This is a genomic window from Achromobacter sp. 10T422, from assembly GCF_056394065.1.
This window is the reverse complement of sequence record NZ_JBFTHD010000002.1, coordinates 229,277-246,116: the sequence shown is the minus strand read 5'-3', so window position 1 is coordinate 246,116 and position 16,840 is coordinate 229,277. Positions and strand designations below refer to the sequence as shown.

Genomic DNA, 16,840 nt, shown 5'->3' with positions numbered 1-16,840 from the left:
AGAGGGGCGCTGGCGGGCAAAGCCCGGGCAAAACGAGGGGGCGCCAAGCGCCCCCTCTTGCGGCAACCAGCCATTTTAGCTGGTCTTGGGCAATTTTTTTTGCCTAGGGACCAGCCCCTGGCAAAAAGCCCCTGTCAGGGGGCCTGTCGCCCTGTTACTTCGAGGCGGGCACTGCGACCCACTGCGTCTGATCGCCTCGGCGAACCAGCAACCCTGCGGCGCGCGTCTTATCCAGCTTGCCCACGAGCTCGGCGAACTGTTTGGCGCCGGTGACGTCAGTGTCGTTCAGAGCCAACACAATGTCGCCTTCCTGCAAGCCGGCCTTGCCTGCTGCGCCTTCAGCCACCTTGACCTGAACCCCGCCCTTGATGCGCAATTTCTTCTGCACATCGGCCGGCACATCCACCACGCCCAGACCCAGAGCGTTGGTCACTTCCGGCACCGGTGCGGGCTTCTTGCCAGCGGCGGCGGTCTTCTCGGTCGGGATTTCACCGACCTTGACCGACAGCGTCATGCTCTTGCCCTTGCGCCACACTTCCATGTCGGCTTTGGTGCCCGGCTTGGTCTCGCCCACGATACGCGGCAGGTCAGACCAGCGCTTGATCGGTTCATTGTTGAACTTGAGGATGACGTCGCCCGGCTGCACGCCAGCTTGCTCGGCGGGGCCTTCGGCTTCCACGCTGCTGACCAGCGCGCCTTCGGCCTTGGGCAGGCCAATGGCTTCGGCCACATCCTTGCCCACTTCACCGATCTGCACGCCCACACGGCCGCGCGTCACCTTGCCCGTGGCGCGCAATTGGTCCACCACACGCATGGCTTCGTCGATCGGGATTGCCAGCGAAATGCCCATGAAGCCGCCGCTGCGCGAGATGATCTGGGAATTGATGCCCACGACCTCGCCATCCAGGTTGATCAGCGGGCCGCCGGAGTTACCGGGGTTGACCGCCACGTCCGTCTGGATGAACGGCAGGTATTCACCGGTGTCGCGGCCGATGGCGCTGACGATGCCCGAGGTGACCGTGGAATCCAGGCCAAACGGCGAACCGATGGCCAGCACCCATTGGCCCTTCTTCAGCTTCTTGGGGTCGCCAATGACCAGCGGAATCATGTCCTTGGCTTCGATCTTGATCAGCGCCACATCCGTGCGCTCGTCCGTGCCGATGACCTTGGCCTTGAACTCGCGGCCGTCGGTCAGCGTGACGTAAATATCCGTGGCGTCTACCACCACGTGGTTGTTCGTCAGGATGTAGCCATCGTCGGACACAAAAAAGCCGGAACCCACGCCGCGCGGTACGGTGCGCTCTTCAGGTTGTGAAGGCTGCGGGCGCTGGCGGGGAGTGGGCGACTGGCCCGGGGGCTGCATGTCGGGGCCGAAGAACCAGCGGAACAGTTCATACGGGTCGGTGCCGCTGCCGCCAGGACCAGGGCCGCGCACGGGCACGGTGGCCGTCGTGCGGATGTTCACGACCGCGGGATCGGCCTTTTCAACAATGCCCGTGAAATCGGGCAACGCCACGGTCGGCGTCTGCGCGACCGAAGCGGGCACGTAGGCCGTGGACAGGAAAACCCCTGCCGCCACAGCCGCCAGAAAGCGCCGGAAAAAAGCGTTCGACACCGTCATTGCTTTCATAAGTAACTCCGAAATTGCTGCTTGCTGGCCGAGCCGCAGGTCACTTGGACCCAGCAGCCCCGGCCGCCGGCGCTGCTGCCGCAGGTGCGGCGGGCACATATTCTGTCGCTTCCGCCAACTGTTCCAGCGTCGCCACGGGCACTTCGCCCACGGCCGTCAACCAGAAGTCTGCGATGCGCGCGCCATAGACCGTAATGGAGCCGCGTTGGGCGGCGCCGTGCGGCGGATGATGGCCGCGCTGGCTGTCGTAAGGCTCGATGAACACCGAGATTGCCGCCAACCCGTCGGACAAGACCATCTGGCTGACCGTTGCGCCGCGCCCCATCGAACGCGCCACCTGCATGATCACCTTGAAGCCCTTGGGCGCAGGAATGCGCCAGCCCTGGGCCATCAGGTCGACCGGCGTCATCGAAGGCTCAAGCACCTTCCAGTCGCGCGTGCTCCAGCGCGAGGTCAACAACTGCGGATCAACTTCCGAGCCCAGGCGCAACGACGTGAACGACACCTGCTCAACCACGCCACGCGCGGCGTTCAGCGTCTGCGCTTTCAGCAAGAGATTGGTTTCGACGTCGGCACAAAGGCGATAACCGTAACGCAGCTTATCCAGCGGCTCGATCGTGATCAAGCGGCATTCGCGGCCTGCCACACGATGTAGCGCGGGTTCTGTACGGATCTTGTAGTGCTCGGAAAGATTGGCCGGATCGCCCAACAGCAAGCCGGGAAAGCGATCGCCGCGGCGACGCTCGATCAGCACGGTCTTGCGCTCGGGGATCAGGCACTGAACGTCTTCGTTATGACGCAGGTACTCGCGCGGCTGGCCGTCCAGAATCTCCAGACGCTCGCGCTCGCCGGTACCGTCCAAAACGTGCACCAGGCGCGACGATTGGATCATCTCGCCTTGCTGATACATGAACACGCCCGCGTAGTCCTGCTTGCGGGCGGCCTGTTGAATACGCGACAAGAGCTGAACGACGTCGTCCGTGGCCGGCGCCGGGTCAGCGGCGCGCGCAGGTTCGTGCGCGGCCAGAAAAGCGGTCAGCAGGGTGGCGGCGAACCAGCCAGCGCGGTGTGCGTGCCAGGAGGCGACGCGCGGCCAACGAGTTGGTAACACCACCGCCATCAACGCCCCGCTCCGACGTCGAACGAGACCTGACGCACGGCGCTGGGACCCGCCATCTGACGATGGGCCTCCAGGTAGTCGCGCAGACCCGAATCATCGGCGGAGGCAGTGGCGGGAGTGCCGCTGGCATCGGCCAGCACGCGCACTTCCGTGGCGGGCGTGCCCGTCAGGTAGGGCTGCGCGACCCAGGCGACCGTGGCAACGGCTGCCGCCACCGCCAGGCCGGACAGGCCAACGCGCAATGGCGAACGGCGCCGAGGCGCCGCCACGATAGGCAATTCAGCGTCGAGCGCTCGCGCCAGGCGCGACTGGAAAGCCGCGCTGGGCGTCAATGCCAGATCAGAATTACGTAGGGAATCACCGATCAAATGATAGGCGTCCCAGGTCTGACGTCCTTCCTTGGACAACAGACTGGGAAATATATCGTCGGAATCTTCTCCGTCCATCCAGGCGGAAACCGATTCCTCCCAGGAGGATTCGGTGATTTCAACGGACTTGGCTGCGGTTTGCATGACTGCCACTCCTTACCAGCGACGCTCGGCATCGGTGCCAAGCAATGGACGCAATTTGGTCGCAATGGCTTCTCGCGCACGAAAAATGCGGGAGCGCACCGTACCGATCGGGCAATCCATGCTCTGGGCGATGTCTTCGTAACTCATACCTTCGATTTCACGCAGGACAATTGCGGTGCGCAACTCTTCGGGCAATTCCTCGATCGCCGCGTTCACCGTCTCGGCGATTTCGCGGCTGGCAACCATGGATTCCGGCGTGCTTATATCGGTTAGGTTGTCGGTTTCGTTAAAAGTTTCACCGTCTTCCGTTTCTATCGCGTTGGGCGCGCTGGGACGCCGGCCTTGCGAGGCCAGCCAGTTGCGCGCCGTATTGATGGCGATACGGTACAGCCAGGTGTAGAAGGCGCTATCCCCCCGGAACTGGGGTAAGGCCCGATAGGCCTTGATGAACGCTTCCTGAGCTACGTCCTCGATTTCCGAGGGATCGCGGATCATTCTGGCCAGCAGTCGGAGAATCTTGCGCTGGTACTTCAGCACCAGCAGATCGAATGCCTTTTTGTCGCCCCGCTGAACGCGCGCGACCAATTCTGCGTCGACTTCGCGTTCGCTCATGACGCCTCCTGCGGGCGTGCCGCCGTGCGCGCGCGCCGCGCCGTGCCCGTCAGCAGGCACAGACGCCGCCAGGACTCAGGTCGCAACGTCCGCTGCCAGACGGTGAGGGTAATGGTGCTATTTGTAAAGGCCGTACTCCCGGTGGGCAAAGGCTGCAAAGTGAGCGTCAGCCAGCGCGAGCCGCGCTGCTGATGCCGCAGCTCGGCATCTTGCCAGCCTTGCGGCAAACATACCTGCCAGCGCCCCGCTCCGGTTGCCGTGCGTAATGCCGATACCGGGGACGGGCCACTTCGTGCCGAGTGTAACAGCCCGGCGGGCATAAGCAGCAGCGCGATTATCGCGCCCGCTGCCCATGCCATGCCGTACCAGGACGCCACGGTCAGCACGGATGCTGCGGTGGCCGCGAGCGCCAGCGCGCAAAGCGTGCTGACGCGGCGCGGGTGCTCCACAGGCACCTGAAACGACCAGCGCCCTGCGTCGGAGCCTGCCAAATCAGACCCGGCGCACGGCCATGGAGCCGTTGGTGCCGCCGAAGCCGAACGAGTTGGACAGGCCGACCTCGATCTTCATCTGCCGCGCTTCATTCGCGCAGTAATCCAGATCGCATTCCGGATCTTGATTGAAGATGTTGATCGTGGGAGGCGAAACCTGGTTGTACACCGCCAACGTGGTGAACACGGCCTCGATGCCGCCGGCCGCGCCGAGCAAGTGCCCGGTCATGGACTTGGTCGAATTGACCACCAGCTTCTTGGCGTGATCGCCAAACGCCAGCTTCAGCGCTTCGGTTTCGTTCTTGTCACCCAGAGGCGTGGACGTGCCGTGTGCGTTGACATACTGGATGTCGTCGGCATTCAGGCCACCGTTGCGCAGCGCGTTGATGACGCCGCGGCGCGGGCCGTCCTTGTCCGGAGCCGTGATGTGGTGCGCGTCGGAGCTCATGCCATAACCGGCGAGCTCACCATAAATGCGCGCGCCACGCTTCTTGGCGTGTTCGTACTCTTCCAGCACCAGTACGCCTGCGCCTTCGCCCAGGACGAAACCGTCGCGGTCGCGATCCCAGGGACGCGAAGCCGTCTGAGGATCATCGTTACGGGTCGACAAGGCGCGCATGGCAGCGAAACCGCCAATGCCCAGCGGCGACACGGTCGACTCAGCGCCGCCTGCCACCATGACGTCCGCATCACCGTACTCGATGAGGCGAGCAGCGTCGCCGATGCAGTGCAGGCCGGTCGTGCAAGCCGACACGACAGCGTAGCTGGGGCCCTTCATGCCGTAGGCAATGGACAAATGACCGGAGATCAGGTTGATCAGCGAACCCGGCACGAAGAACGGAGAGATCCGTCGCGGACCCTTGGCCATATATTCGACCTGGGTTTCTTCGATGCGCGGCAAACCGCCGATACCGGAACCCACGATCACGCCAATGCGCTCGGCATTGGCTTCAGTGACTTCCAGGCCGCAATCGCGCCATGCCTGCATCCCGGCGGCCAGGCCGTAATGGATGAAGGTATCCATCTGGCGGGCTTCTTTGGACGAGATATAGGTGCTGATGTCGAAGTCTTTGACTTCGCCAGCAATATGCGTGGTGATGGCCGAGGGATCGAAACGGGTGATGCGGCTGATGCCAGAACGTCCGTTGACGATATTGTCCCAAGCGGTGGTCAGGTCGCTTCCTACGGGCGAAACGATACCAAGGCCAGTGATGACGACACGTCGCTTCACGGATGACTCCTCAAACAGACAAAAGAAAGGCGGCTTTCGGGATGCGCTGCTCGTGTGATCCACGCGAAAGCGGGTCGGGCTTTACAACGCCCTTCCCGCACGCGGACCACACGGCAAATTCCTGAAACCGCCCCGTTTCCTGATTGGCCCCGAAATTCGGGCAACCAGAAGGATATAGGCTGAGCTTACTGCTTACCGTGCGAATTGATGTAGTCAATCGCTTGTTGCACGGTCGTGATCTTTTCGGCCTCTTCGTCGGGGATCTCGGTCTCGAATTCGTCTTCGAGCGCCATGACCAGTTCGACCATGTCGAGCGAATCGGCACCGAGGTCGTCAAGGAAGGAGGATTCGTTCTTGATCTCGGCTTCGTTCACGCCAAGTTGTTCAGCGACGATCTTCTTGACGCGCTGTTCGATGCTTTCCATGCAGATCTCCAATTGGGAAAAATCCCGCGAATTATAGCCAAGCGTAGAGGAAAGCAACGCCTGGCCGTGACAAAAATAACACCGCGCACTGGATCTGTTGCCCGAGAGGGCTCAGAAATACCGGTATGCGGCGCTTCCGGTGAATCGCGCACAGCCCCGCCCGGAACCCGGTGGAGGCACGGCAGCGTGGGCCGCCTTGCGCGCAATTCGTGATTTATTGCATGTACATCCCGCCGTTGACGTGCAGGGTGGTGCCGGTAATGTAACCCGCTTGAGGCCCGGACAAAAAGGCCACCGCATGGGCGATGTCTTCGGGCGAACCCAAACGGCCCAGCGGAATCTGCTGCAGCAAGGCGGTGGTCTGGCTCTCAGCCAGCGCACGCGTCATGTCGGTGTCGATGAAACCCGGTGCGACGCAGTTCACGGTGATGTTGCGGCTACCCAACTCACGAGCCAGCGCGCGCGACATTCCTGACACGCCCGCCTTCGCGGCGGCGTAGTTGGCCTGGCCGGCGTTGCCGCTCGAGCCCACCACGGAAGTCACGTTGATGATGCGTCCCCAGCGGGCCTTCATCATGCTGCGCAACACGGCGCGCGACAGGCGGAACACCGACGTCAGGTTGGTATCCAGCACGGCCGACCAATCGTCGTCCTTCATGCGCATGGCGAGCGTGTCGCGAGTGATGCCGGCGTTGTTGACGAGGATGTGCGGACCACCGCCTTCCTTGCCCAGCGCGTCGATCAGGGCGTCGCAGGCTTCGGCGTCGGTCACGTTCAGCACCACGCCCCGGCCGCCAAACGGCGCCAGCGCTTCGGTGATGGCGGCCGCGCCCGATTCGGACGTGGCGGTGCCCACAACGGTTGCGCCGCGCGCAGCCAATTCCTGGGCGATGGCGCGGCCGATGCCGCGCGTGGCGCCGGTCACCAGCGCGATCTTGCCTTGCAGTTCGATCGAGTTATCCATGTCTTTAATTTCCGTTAACGACGGCCAACGCGGCTTCAAGCGAAGCGGGGTCGGTGATGGCCAGGCCGGTAAGTTCGGGGTCGATACGCTTGGTCAAACCGGCCAGCACCTTGCCGGGACCGCATTCGATGACGTGCGTGACGCCTTGCGCCTTCATGGCTCGCAGGGTTTCAACCCAGCGCACAGGATGCCACGCCTGGCGAACCAGCGCATCGCGGATGGCAGCGGGGTCGGTGGGGGACGCCACGTCGACGTTGTTGATGACTTGAATCTGGGGCGCCGACACCGTCACGCCAGCCAGCGCACCAGCCAGCACATCGGCGGCGGGCTTGAGCAGGCTGGAGTGGAACGGGGCGGACACCGGCAACAGCAGCGCGCGCTTGGCGCCCGCAGCCTTGGCCAGCTCGCAAGCGCGTTCGACGGCGGCCTTGTGGCCCGCGATCACAACCTGGGCGGGCGCATTGAAGTTCACGGCTTCGACCACTTCACCTTGCGCGGCGGCGGCGCACGCGGCACGCACGGCATCGTCGTCCAGACCCAGAATGGCGGCCATTGCGCCCGTGCCGACCGGCACTGCGGCTTGCATGGCGTCAGCGCGCACGCGCACGAGGCGCACGGCGTCTTCCAGCGCAAGCGCGCCGGCGGCCGTCAGCGCGGCGTATTCGCCCAGGCTGTGGCCGGCGACGACATCAGGCTTGCGGCCGCCCGCTGCGGACCAGGCGGCGTAGAACGCAGCACCTGCGGTCAGCATGGCGGGCTGAGTGTTCGTGGTCAGGTTGAGCTGTTCCACCGGCCCTTGGGCGATCAGCGCGCCCAGATCCTGCCCCAGCGCCTGCGAGGCACGGGCGACGGTATCGGTAACGGCGGAAACATCCGACCAGGCATCCAGCATGCCGACAGCTTGCGAACCTTGGCCGGGAAAGACAAAAGCGATTTTCATGAGTGACCGGTTTGATTGATTCAGTATCTGTGAGGAATGTCAGGCGCGCTCTCCAGGCGGCGGCGCATTGCGCCGCGCAGCCCGGACGCGCCCTTACATGCGGGCGAGCACCGAGCCCCAGGTGAATCCGCCGCCCACGCCTTGCATCAGAATGAGCTGACCGGGTTTGACGCGGCCATCGCGGCGCGCGGCATCCAGGGCCAGCGGCACGCTGGCCGCAGAGGTGTTGGCGTGGCTATCAACGGTAATGACGACTTTTTCAACGGGCACGGCAAGCTTGCGCGCCAGGAAATTCAGGATGCGAACGTTGGCCTGATGCGGGATCAGCCAATCGACCTCGGCAAGCTCGACACCCGCTTCGGCGCAGGTATCGCGCGCCGAGCGGTCCAGCACCGTGACCGCCTGCTTGAACACTGCCTGGCCGTCCATGCGCAGGAACGGATCGCCCGTCACGTCGCCATACGCCACGTTGCCCGCGGCGCTCAGGATCTTCATCTGGCTGCCGTCGGCGTGCAATTGCGCGGCCATGATGCCGGGCGTGTCGGAGGCTTTCAGCACCACCGCGCCCGCACCGTCACCGAACAGCACGCAGGTGCTGCGATCGTTCCAGTCCAGGATGCGCGAAAACACTTCCGCGCCGATCACCAGCGCACAACGGGCACGGCCCGCGCGGATGAAGCTGTCAGCGGTAGTCAGCGCATAGACGAAGCCGCTGCACACGGCTTGCACGTCGAACGCGGCGGAACCCTTGGCGCCCAGGTTGGCCTGCACCAGGCAAGCCGTGCTGGGAAAGACGAAATCGGGGGTAGACGTGGCGACGATGATCAGGTCGATGTCGGACGCTTCAACGCCCGCATCGGCCAGCGCGCGGCGCGAGGCTTCGGTGGCGAGCTGGCTGGTCGTGACGCCACGCTCGGCAAGGTGGCGCTGACGGATGCCCGTGCGCTCGACGATCCATTCATCGGACGTGGCGATATCGCGCGTCGCCAGTTCCGCTGCCAGTTCGTCATTCGAAACCACGCGTTCCGGCAGGAAGCTGCCGGTGCCCGCGATCACGGAATATTTCATTGCGGTATCCATCAAGCGGTGTCCCCAGCCACGTTCTGCGAGGGCGTTGCGACGCCCTCTTCTGATTGAACGCGCTTGGTAATCTGAGCGACCGTCTGAGCGGTGCGCTCCAGCAGTTTACTCACTACAGCTTCGCGAGCTCGTTGCAACGCAAAACCGTAGGCGTAGACATCCGCGGAACCGTGGCTCTTGATGACCACGCCGCGCAAACCCAACAACGCGGCGCCATTGTAGCGACGGTTGTCGACGCGATTGCGCAGACGGTTGAGCACCGGCTTGGCGATGGCGCCGGCCAGCAGGGTAAAGATGTTGCGTTTGAACTCTTCGCGAATGATGCTGGACAGCATCTTCGCCAGCCCTTCAACGGACTTGAGCACAACGTTGCCGACGAAACCGTCGCAAACGACGACGTCGACCGTGCCCTTGAAGATGTCATTGCCTTCCACGTTGCCGTAGAAATTCAAGGGGCTGCCGCGCAGAAGCTCTGCCGCTTCTTTGACGACTTCATTGCCCTTGATGACTTCTTCGCCGATGTTGAGCAAGCCCACAGTGGGGTTCTCACGATGGTCCACCGCCTGCGAGAGTGCGGCGCCCATGATGGCGAATTGCAGTAGGTGCTCGGCCGAACAGTCCACATTCGCACCCAGGTCCAGCACCGTGGTGGCGCGGCCCGTCTGGTTCGGAATGGACGTGGCGATCGCGGGGCGGTCAATGCCGTCCAGCGTCTTGAGCACGTAGCGTGAAATGGCCATCCACGCACCGGTATTGCCCGCGGAAACGCAGGCGTCGGCGCGCCCGTCCTTGACGGACTGGGCGGCCAGGCGCATGGAGGAGTCTTTTTTGCGGCGCAGGGCGACCTCAACCGGGTCGTCCATGGTGACGACTTCAGAAGCCGCCACGATTTCCATACGATCGCGCGCCACGTCGCGGTGCTCAGAGAGCGCCGCTTCGATAGCGTCGGGAAGCCCGACCAGCAACAGCCGGGTATCCGGAAATTGCCGGGCGAACTCGATCGCAGCCGGAATCGTGACGGGCAGACCGAAGTCTCCGCCCATACAGTCTATGGCGATGCGTATCACGGGTGCCAGGTATCAGCGCGTAGCCGAATTGGTCCGAGTACGAGTTCGGCCCGGGGGCCTTATTCGTCGGCCTTGGTCTTCAGGACCTTGCGGCCACGGTAAAAGCCGTTGGGGCTGATGTGGTGACGCAGGTGCGTTTCACCGGTGTTCGGCTCGATGGCGGTCGACGGAGCAACCAGAAAATCGTGCGAACGGTGCATACCGCGCTTGGAGGGGGACTTCTTGTTTTGTTGAACGGCCATGATGACTCCTAGAAACGGGGCGCATTGTACGCGATGCGGCCCGATGTTGATCTCAATCTTTGTGCTTCAGTTGTTCCAGCACCGCAAACGGCGACGGACGCTTGACAGCGGGCTCTTCAGGAGCTTCGCTGACTTTGGCCTGCGCGCCCGGGCATACATCATGCTTGGGCACATACGGAACGCTCAGAATGAGCTCATCTTCAATCTGGGCCAGCAGATCAAAATGATGTGAACCCACCACCTTTTCAGGTTGGCTGGACACAAAACCATTTCCTTCTTCGTCTTCATCGTCCTCGCGGGAATAACCATCGGTTTGATCACCGTTGGTGAAACCATCATCGAGATCAGCTTCAGACTTAACCAGCTGCAACAGGACATCGCTATCGACCGGATACACGAACGGCACATTGCACCGCTGGCACACCAGCACCGGGTTCGCTTGCACGTGAACGTGCAGCAAGGGCCGGCCAAGCATCAAACCAGATTTGCCCACCTCACCCCGCACGGACCAAGTCACAAGCCCGGCGTCGCCCAGCGGTTGTTCGGGTAACCCTTCAACCGCGCGCGAAAACCGCACAAGAGGTATGGTGCCATGCGCTTCCTTGCCACTATGGGCAAATGCGAATGCATCGATGCGCTTAATGATCAGTCCTTTGCAGATGTCTTCTGCATTTACGGGTTGCGCCACGTGCCCAGAGGCTCTTTGGTGCAAAAATCCCGCAAAACGTTAGATAATACTGCGACTTACGCTTAACCGTCAAATACCGCATGCCTTCCAAGCCTAGCCTGATCCTCGCGTCCAGCTCGCGTTACCGCAAAGAATTGCTGTCGCGCCTGCGACTGCCCTTTTCGACCATTTCACCCGATGTAGACGAAACGCCACACCCGGGAGAAACGCCCGCGGCGCTGGCATTGCGCCTGTCGGTTGCGAAGGCCATGGCGGTTGCCGCCAAGCACCCGGGCAGCCTTGTGATCGGCTCGGATCAGGTCGCCACCGTGGACGGCGCGCCGATCGGCAAACCGGGGGATTTCCTTCGCGCCCAGGCGCAATTGCGCGCCCTGTCGGGTCAAACCGTGGAATTTCACAGCGCACTGGCCGTGACGGATGGCCAGCGCGTTGAAAAAGCAGACATCATCACGCGCTGCCGCTTCCGCCAACTGTCGGATCACGCTATCGACGCCTATCTGCGGGCCGAAGAACCTTACGATACTGCAGGCAGCGCCAAGGCGGAAAGCCTAGGCATCGCGCTGATGGAGAGCATCCAGAGCAACGACCCGACCGCCATTATCGGCCTGCCGCTGATCGAACTCACCCGCATGCTGGGCTTGTTCGGGCTGGACCCGCTGGACGCACCGGGCGCGCCGGCATGAGCGGCGCGCTGCACCTGATTCCCGTCAGCCTGGGTGACGCGCCGGCCGAACGCTGGCTGCCCACTGAAGTTCGCGCATTGGCCGGACGGCTGGACACCTACATCGCCGAAAACGCCAAGACGGCTCGCGCCTTCCTGAAGCTGATCGGCACCACCCGGCCGCTGCAGGAAATCACCATCCACACGCTGACCGACAAGGTGGACGCCGCCCAGATCAAGACTTGGCTTACCCCCATCAAGCAAGGCGCGGAAATCGGACTGGTTTCCGAAGCCGGCTGCCCAGCCGTGGCGGACCCCGGCGCCAAGGTCGTGGACGCTGCCCATCGGCTGGGCATCACCGTCAAGCCCTGGGTTGGCCCCTCTTCCATTCTGTTGGGCCTGATGGCCAGCGGCCTGGACGGCCAACGCTTCGCCTTCCACGGCTATGCGCCCGTCGATCCGGGCGAGCGCGCCAAGCAGCTGAAAGCCTGGGAACAGCACTCTGCCAAGCACAACCAGACCCAACTGCTGATCGAAACCCCGTATCGCAACGCTGCCATGTTCGCGACGCTCCTGACCAGCCTGAAGGGCGACACCAAGCTGTGCGTGGCGCGCTCGGTTACGACAGCCGATGAATGGGTCGTGACGCACACGGTGGCCGACTGGAAGAAGCTGCCCGCCCCGCAACTGGACAAGCTGCCCACGCTGTTCCTCTACCTGGCCCGCTGACCATGTTCCGCCTTATCACCACCCTGCTGGCGACAGCAGTGCTGGCCGGCTGCGCCACGCGCGGCCCGGCCGGACTGGACCTGGACACCTCAGTCACCGCCGTCAGCCAGGCCAGCCGCGTGCGCAGCATCGTTGTGCACTACACCACGGTCGACGACGCGACCTCAATGAAACTGCTGTCGCGCGGCAAGGTCAGCGCGCACTATCTCATCAACGATGCCGGGCGCGCCTATCGGCTGGTCGATGAGAACCGGGCTGCCTGGCATGCCGGCGCCAGCTCCTGGTACGGCAACATTGCGATGAACAGCACGTCTATCGGCATCGAAATCGTGAACCCCGGCTGGACGGAAGGCCCGGACGGCAAACCCGTCTGGCACGCCTACAACGACCGTCAGGTGCGGGCGCTGACGATACTGCTGCGCGACATCATCCAACGCCACGGCATCGCCCCCGAGAACGTTGTGGGCCATAGCGATATCGCGCCGCAGCGCAAGGTTGATCCTGGCCCGCTGTTCCCGTGGAAAACGCTGGCCGCAGCCGGCATTGGACGCTGGTACGACGAAACCGGCGCTGCCGAGCATCTGACGCGCCTGCAAGCGCAAGGCGTGCCGGACGTGGCCTGGTTCCAAGCGCAATTGCAGCGCCTGGGTTACACCAGCCCGCAAAATGGCGTGCTGGACCCGGCCACCATCAACACGCTGGCGGCATTCCAGATGCACTACCGCCCGGCGCGATACGATGGCCAGCCCGACGCGGAAACCGCTGCGATCATGTTGGCGATTCCGTAGGGAATGGCAAAGCAGGCTGGCGAACGTCAGCTCCTGCGCCGCCACCACGCCACGATCCGCCAGCCCAGCAGCAAGGCCAGCACCGCCGCATACAGGGCGGGCTGCGCCAGATCGTTCTTGCCTGCCTTGTGCCACCAATAATGCAGCACCGCCAACAGGCCGATGGCGTAAATGGCACGATGCAGCTGCTGCCAGCGTTTGCCCAGCTTGCGCATGGCCCACTGCGTGGAGGTCGCAGCCAGAGCAGTCATCAACACGAACGCCGCAAATCCCACCGTGATGAAGGGGCGTTCGCCGATGTCTTGCAGCATGGCGGCCGGGTCCAACCCGCGATCCCACCAGACCCAGGCCGTGAAATGCATGGCGCCATAGAAGAACGCAAACAAGCCGCACATGCGGCGCAGGCGCACCAAGGCGGGCTGGCCGGTCAGACGGCGCAACGGGGTGATCGCCAGGGTGACCAGCAGGCAGACTAGCGTCCACGTGCCGGACGACCGGGTCAGAAACTCAACCGGGTTCGCAGTCAGGCCGTTATTCACGCCCAACCAGATCCAGCGCGCGAACGGCGCCAGGCCCAAGAGAAACAAGACAGGCTTGAACCGCCCCACCGTCTTGGCGGACAGCTGTGTCTTGCGCGGCGGCGCCACCGAAGACCGCGTTGAAACGTCAGGCATGAGCGCGCTCAGTAGTTCGCTTTCAGGTCCATGCCCTGATAGAGCGACGCCACTTGCTCGCCATAGCCGTTGAACATCAAGGTCTTGCGCTTGGGGCTGAACAAGCCGTCTTCGCCGATGCGGCGTTCCGTGGCCTGGCTCCAGCGCGGGTGCGGGACGTTGGGGTTCACGTTGGCGTAGAAACCATATTCCTGCGGCGCGGCCTTGATCCAGGACGACACCGGCAGCTTTTCGACCAGGCGGATCTTCACCAAGGACTTGGCCGACTTGAAGCCGTATTTCCACGGTACGGCCAAGCGCAGCGGCGCCCCGTTCTGATTGGGCAGCACCTTGCCATAAAGGCCGAACACCAGCATGGCCAGCGGATTCATGGCTTCGTCGATGCGCAGGCCTTCCACGTAGGGCCATTCCAGGATGGCGGCGCGCACGCCCGGCATGTTCTCGCGCTGCACGGCCGTGACGAATTCAACATACTTGGCGTTGCCGGTGGGTTCGACCTGTTTGAGCAGTTCCGATACCGAATAGCCCACCCACGGAATCACCATGGACCAGCCTTCCACGCAGCGCAGGCGATAGACCCGCTCTTCCATGGGCGCCAGTTTCAGCAGTTCTTCGATGGTAAAGGTGCGCGGCTTGGCGACCTCGCCCTCGACGGTGACCGTCCAAGGGCGCGTCTGCAACTTGCCGGCATTGGCGGCGGGGTCGCCCTTGTCGACGCCAAATTCGTAGTAGTTGTTGTAGGACGTGACGTCGGCAAGCGACGTCTGTTTGTCCATGACGCTGAGCGAGCCGTTCGGCTTGGCTGGCAGCGCACCGGCCTCTTGTGCGAACGCACTGCGGGTTGCCCAACCCGGCAAACCGACGGCGGCGGCGGTCAGCCCGGCGCGCAGCATCAGGTCGCGGCGCGAGCGCCAGACGGCCTCGTCAGTGATTTCGGACGGAAGAATATCGTCGGGCTTGCGTATCAACATCATGGTCTCCGGTTCGGCGCCAGCCAGCCATGGCCGCACCCAGCGCATGTCATAGACGTTGCGCGGTCCCATGATATTCCGCGGCGGCACGCCTGCGGATAGGAACTTTCAGATTGACCTTTGGCGTTGCCGGACGTTCCCGTCCGGCAACGCAACGATCAGTATGGCCGGTCAGACGCTGGCGGTTACGCGCGGCAGCAACCAATCGCGCACGAGCGGCACGCTATCCAGCACCGCCTGCGGCGCACAACCTTGAAGTTCCTTCAGGGTGTGAGCACCGTACGTCACGCCCAACCCATGCACCCCCGCATTGACCGCCATCTGCAAGTCATGCGAGGTATCGCCCACCATCACGACGCGATCGGGGTCCACATCCAATTCCTGCATCAGTTCATGCAGCATCGCGGGGTGCGGCTTGCTGAAGGTTTCATCAGCGGTACGGGTCGCATCAAACAAGGGGCCCAGGCCGGTCGCGGCCAGCGCACGCGTCAAGCCAACGCGGCTCTTGCCCGTGGCAACAGCCAACCGGACGTTCTGGCCGGCCAATTCGGCCAGCAATTCGGGAATGCCGTCAAACAGCCGCAGTTCCGGATCGCGCAGCAGGTAGTGAGTGCGATAGCGCTCCAGGAAGCGCGGCATCATGGCCTGCGTCAATTCCGGCACGGCACGGCGCAAGGCGCTTTCCAGGGACAGACCAATGACCCAACTGGCCTCGGACGCCGACGGCACCGCCAACTCCAGATCGCGGCACGCGCCCTGAATGGCGGCCACGATGCTGTGCGTGGAATCCATCAAGGTGCCATCCCAGTCAAAAACGACCAGCGAATACGACGACATAATCAGACCGACTCCAGTTTTTTCAGTATTTGCCGGCACGCGGGGGGCAGTTCGGCGGTAAGGGTCAGGGGCTCGCCCGTCACCGGGTGGGCCAGCGTCAATTGATGGGCGTGCAGGAACATCCGGCCGAATCCCATGCGGGAGAACTCCGCGCGCACATCATCATGACCGTACTTGTCATCGCCCACGATGGGAAAGCCGCTGGCCGCCAGGTGAACGCGGATCTGGTGAGTACGGCCCGTGCGCAGCTCGGCGTCAACCAGGCTATAACCGCCGAAGCGCTGCTTCAGCGTGATGATGGTGTGCGCCGTCTGGCCGTCCGGGTCCACCTTGACGCGGCGCTCGCCGGACTGGGTGGTCCACTTGGACAGGCTCAGCTTGATGTGCTGGCGATCATTGACCCAGTCGCCCTCAACCAGGGCCAGATAGTGCTTGTCGCCCTTGCCTTCGCGCAGCATGGCGTGCAGGGCCAGCAGCGCGCTGCGCTTCTTGGCCACCATGAGCAGACCCGAGGTCTCGCGATCCAGCCGGTGCACCAGTTCCAGGAACTTGGCGTCGGGCCGGGCCGCGCGCAATTGCTCGATGACGCCGAAGGACACGCCGCTGCCGCCGTGCACCGCCACGCCCGCCGGCTTGTCCACAACCAGCAGCGCATCGTCTTCAAACACCACCGGAAATTCCGCGCCAGGCACGGGCCGGGGTTTGCCGGGGTCGGGCAGCCGCAAAGGCGGAATACGCACGATATCGCCCGCGGCGATGCGGTAGTCGACGGAGATGCGTCCCTTGTTTACACGCACTTCGCCGCCACGGATGGCTTTGTAGATATGTGTTTTGGGGACGCCCTTGCACAGGCGCATCAGGAAGTTATCCAGACGCTGGCCAGCTTGCTCGGCATCGACCTCCACCATGCGGACGGCGGGGGGGGCTTTAGAGGGGGATATGGGGGAGGAAGTTTCTTTGCGCATTGCGGAAAGCGACATATAATCGGGACAGCCTTAAGGGGCTGAACTAGCCGCCTGGCGTAGAGATGCAAACAAGTACGCAACTCCGTCGAGCGCGCGGGCCGCTATTGTACTGCCTGCTGATTCAACCCCTGGGTCTCTTGGTCGCCGGCGCAACCGCGCCCTGCCGGATAGTGGTGTGGCATTCACTTTGCCCGCTGTCCCAGCAGGTCCGTT

The 16,840-nt window shown here is 63.3% G+C and carries 19 protein-coding genes; 3 read left to right on the top strand and 16 right to left on the bottom strand.

Translation table 11 applies throughout. From position 1 onward, the window contains the following. Nucleotides 1-154 precede the first annotated feature (154 nt). From AC1DB0_RS05280 to AC1DB0_RS05225, 12 genes are all read right to left on the bottom strand, one after another. On the bottom strand, nucleotides 155-1,630 hold the full coding sequence (locus tag AC1DB0_RS05280) for a DegQ family serine endoprotease (RefSeq protein ID WP_476757699.1): 1,476 nt from the start codon (nucleotides 1,628-1,630) through the stop codon (nucleotides 155-157). A 40-nt stretch (nucleotides 1,631-1,670) separates the two neighbouring features. Continuing rightward, a complete protein-coding gene (locus AC1DB0_RS05275) occupies nucleotides 1,671-2,750 on the bottom strand; it encodes a MucB/RseB C-terminal domain-containing protein (protein WP_476757700.1) in 1,080 nt (359 codons plus the stop codon). Next, nucleotides 2,750-3,262: a sigma-E factor negative regulatory protein gene (locus tag AC1DB0_RS05270; RefSeq protein ID WP_476757701.1), complete on the bottom strand. Its 513-nt coding sequence runs from the start codon at nucleotides 3,260-3,262 to the stop codon at nucleotides 2,750-2,752. The genes AC1DB0_RS05275 and AC1DB0_RS05270 overlap by 1 nt, the downstream gene beginning before the upstream one ends. Nucleotides 3,263-3,274: 12 nt before the next feature. Beyond that, nucleotides 3,275-3,874 (bottom strand): RNA polymerase sigma factor RpoE, encoded by a 600-nt coding sequence (gene rpoE, locus AC1DB0_RS05265; RefSeq protein WP_006218045.1) that lies wholly within the window; start codon nucleotides 3,872-3,874, stop codon nucleotides 3,275-3,277. Nucleotides 3,875-4,366: 492 nt separating this feature from the next. After that, complete coding sequence (gene fabF, locus AC1DB0_RS05260) at nucleotides 4,367-5,596, bottom strand: beta-ketoacyl-ACP synthase II (RefSeq protein ID WP_175169606.1); 1,230 nt, start codon at nucleotides 5,594-5,596, stop codon at nucleotides 4,367-4,369. A 185-nt stretch (nucleotides 5,597-5,781) separates the two neighbouring features. Beyond that, nucleotides 5,782-6,021 (bottom strand): acyl carrier protein, encoded by a 240-nt coding sequence (gene acpP, locus AC1DB0_RS05255; RefSeq protein WP_003813816.1) that lies wholly within the window; start codon nucleotides 6,019-6,021, stop codon nucleotides 5,782-5,784. Between the two features lie 214 nt (nucleotides 6,022-6,235). Beyond that, nucleotides 6,236-6,985 (bottom strand): 3-oxoacyl-ACP reductase FabG, encoded by a 750-nt coding sequence (gene fabG / locus AC1DB0_RS05250; protein ID WP_054424028.1) that lies wholly within the window; start codon nucleotides 6,983-6,985, stop codon nucleotides 6,236-6,238. 4 nt (nucleotides 6,986-6,989) lie between these two features. Then, nucleotides 6,990-7,925, bottom strand: a complete 936-nt coding sequence (gene fabD, locus AC1DB0_RS05245; protein ID WP_054424031.1) for an ACP S-malonyltransferase — start codon at nucleotides 7,923-7,925, stop codon at nucleotides 6,990-6,992. Nucleotides 7,926-8,018: 93 nt separating this feature from the next. Continuing rightward, nucleotides 8,019-9,005 (bottom strand): beta-ketoacyl-ACP synthase III, encoded by a 987-nt coding sequence (locus tag AC1DB0_RS05240; RefSeq protein WP_054424033.1) that lies wholly within the window; start codon nucleotides 9,003-9,005, stop codon nucleotides 8,019-8,021. Further along, the gene (gene plsX, locus AC1DB0_RS05235; protein WP_054424035.1) at nucleotides 9,005-10,072 is read right to left on the bottom strand and encodes a phosphate acyltransferase PlsX; all 1,068 of its coding nucleotides are present in this window, start codon (nucleotides 10,070-10,072) and stop codon (nucleotides 9,005-9,007) included. The genes AC1DB0_RS05240 and plsX overlap by 1 nt, the downstream gene beginning before the upstream one ends. 59 nt (nucleotides 10,073-10,131) lie before the next feature. After that, nucleotides 10,132-10,314, bottom strand: coding sequence for a 50S ribosomal protein L32 (gene rpmF / locus AC1DB0_RS05230; RefSeq protein ID WP_006218037.1), 183 nt, complete (start codon nucleotides 10,312-10,314; stop codon nucleotides 10,132-10,134). 52 nt (nucleotides 10,315-10,366) lie between these two features. Beyond that, the gene (locus AC1DB0_RS05225) at nucleotides 10,367-10,963 is read right to left on the bottom strand and encodes a YceD family protein (RefSeq protein WP_054424694.1); all 597 of its coding nucleotides are present in this window, start codon (nucleotides 10,961-10,963) and stop codon (nucleotides 10,367-10,369) included. A 119-nt stretch (nucleotides 10,964-11,082) separates the two neighbouring features. On the opposite strand from AC1DB0_RS05225, the gene AC1DB0_RS05220 reads away from it, so the two are divergent. Genes AC1DB0_RS05220 through AC1DB0_RS05210 form a run of 3 tightly spaced genes read left to right on the top strand, consistent with a single transcriptional unit; the run spans nucleotide 11,083 to nucleotide 13,180 of the window. Continuing rightward, the gene (locus AC1DB0_RS05220; RefSeq protein WP_476757702.1) at nucleotides 11,083-11,685 is read left to right on the top strand and encodes a Maf family nucleotide pyrophosphatase; all 603 of its coding nucleotides are present in this window, start codon (nucleotides 11,083-11,085) and stop codon (nucleotides 11,683-11,685) included. Continuing rightward, complete coding sequence (locus AC1DB0_RS05215) at nucleotides 11,682-12,392, top strand: SAM-dependent methyltransferase (RefSeq protein WP_476757703.1); 711 nt, start codon at nucleotides 11,682-11,684, stop codon at nucleotides 12,390-12,392. The genes AC1DB0_RS05220 and AC1DB0_RS05215 overlap by 4 nt, the downstream gene beginning before the upstream one ends. 2 nt (nucleotides 12,393-12,394) lie before the next feature. Next, nucleotides 12,395-13,180 carry an N-acetylmuramoyl-L-alanine amidase gene (locus AC1DB0_RS05210; RefSeq protein ID WP_342067119.1) on the top strand — a complete coding sequence of 262 codons (786 nt, stop codon included), beginning with the start codon at nucleotides 12,395-12,397 and terminating at the stop codon, nucleotides 13,178-13,180. Nucleotides 13,181-13,206: 26 nt separating this feature from the next. On the opposite strand, the gene msrQ is transcribed toward AC1DB0_RS05210, so the two are convergent. The 4 genes from msrQ to AC1DB0_RS05190 form a co-directional block, all read right to left on the bottom strand. Next, nucleotides 13,207-13,854, bottom strand: a complete 648-nt coding sequence (gene msrQ / locus AC1DB0_RS05205; RefSeq protein ID WP_476757704.1) for a protein-methionine-sulfoxide reductase heme-binding subunit MsrQ — start codon at nucleotides 13,852-13,854, stop codon at nucleotides 13,207-13,209. A gap of 8 nt (nucleotides 13,855-13,862) precedes the next feature. Beyond that, entirely contained in the window at nucleotides 13,863-14,825 is a 963-nt protein-coding gene (msrP, locus tag AC1DB0_RS05200) for a protein-methionine-sulfoxide reductase catalytic subunit MsrP (protein ID WP_054424696.1), read from the bottom strand. Between the two features lie 171 nt (nucleotides 14,826-14,996). After that, the gene (locus tag AC1DB0_RS05195) at nucleotides 14,997-15,662 is read right to left on the bottom strand and encodes an HAD family hydrolase (protein WP_054424046.1); all 666 of its coding nucleotides are present in this window, start codon (nucleotides 15,660-15,662) and stop codon (nucleotides 14,997-14,999) included. A gap of 2 nt (nucleotides 15,663-15,664) precedes the next feature. Next, nucleotides 15,665-16,627 (bottom strand): RluA family pseudouridine synthase, encoded by a 963-nt coding sequence (locus AC1DB0_RS05190; protein WP_175169603.1) that lies wholly within the window; start codon nucleotides 16,625-16,627, stop codon nucleotides 15,665-15,667. Nucleotides 16,628-16,840: the final 213 nt, after the last annotated feature.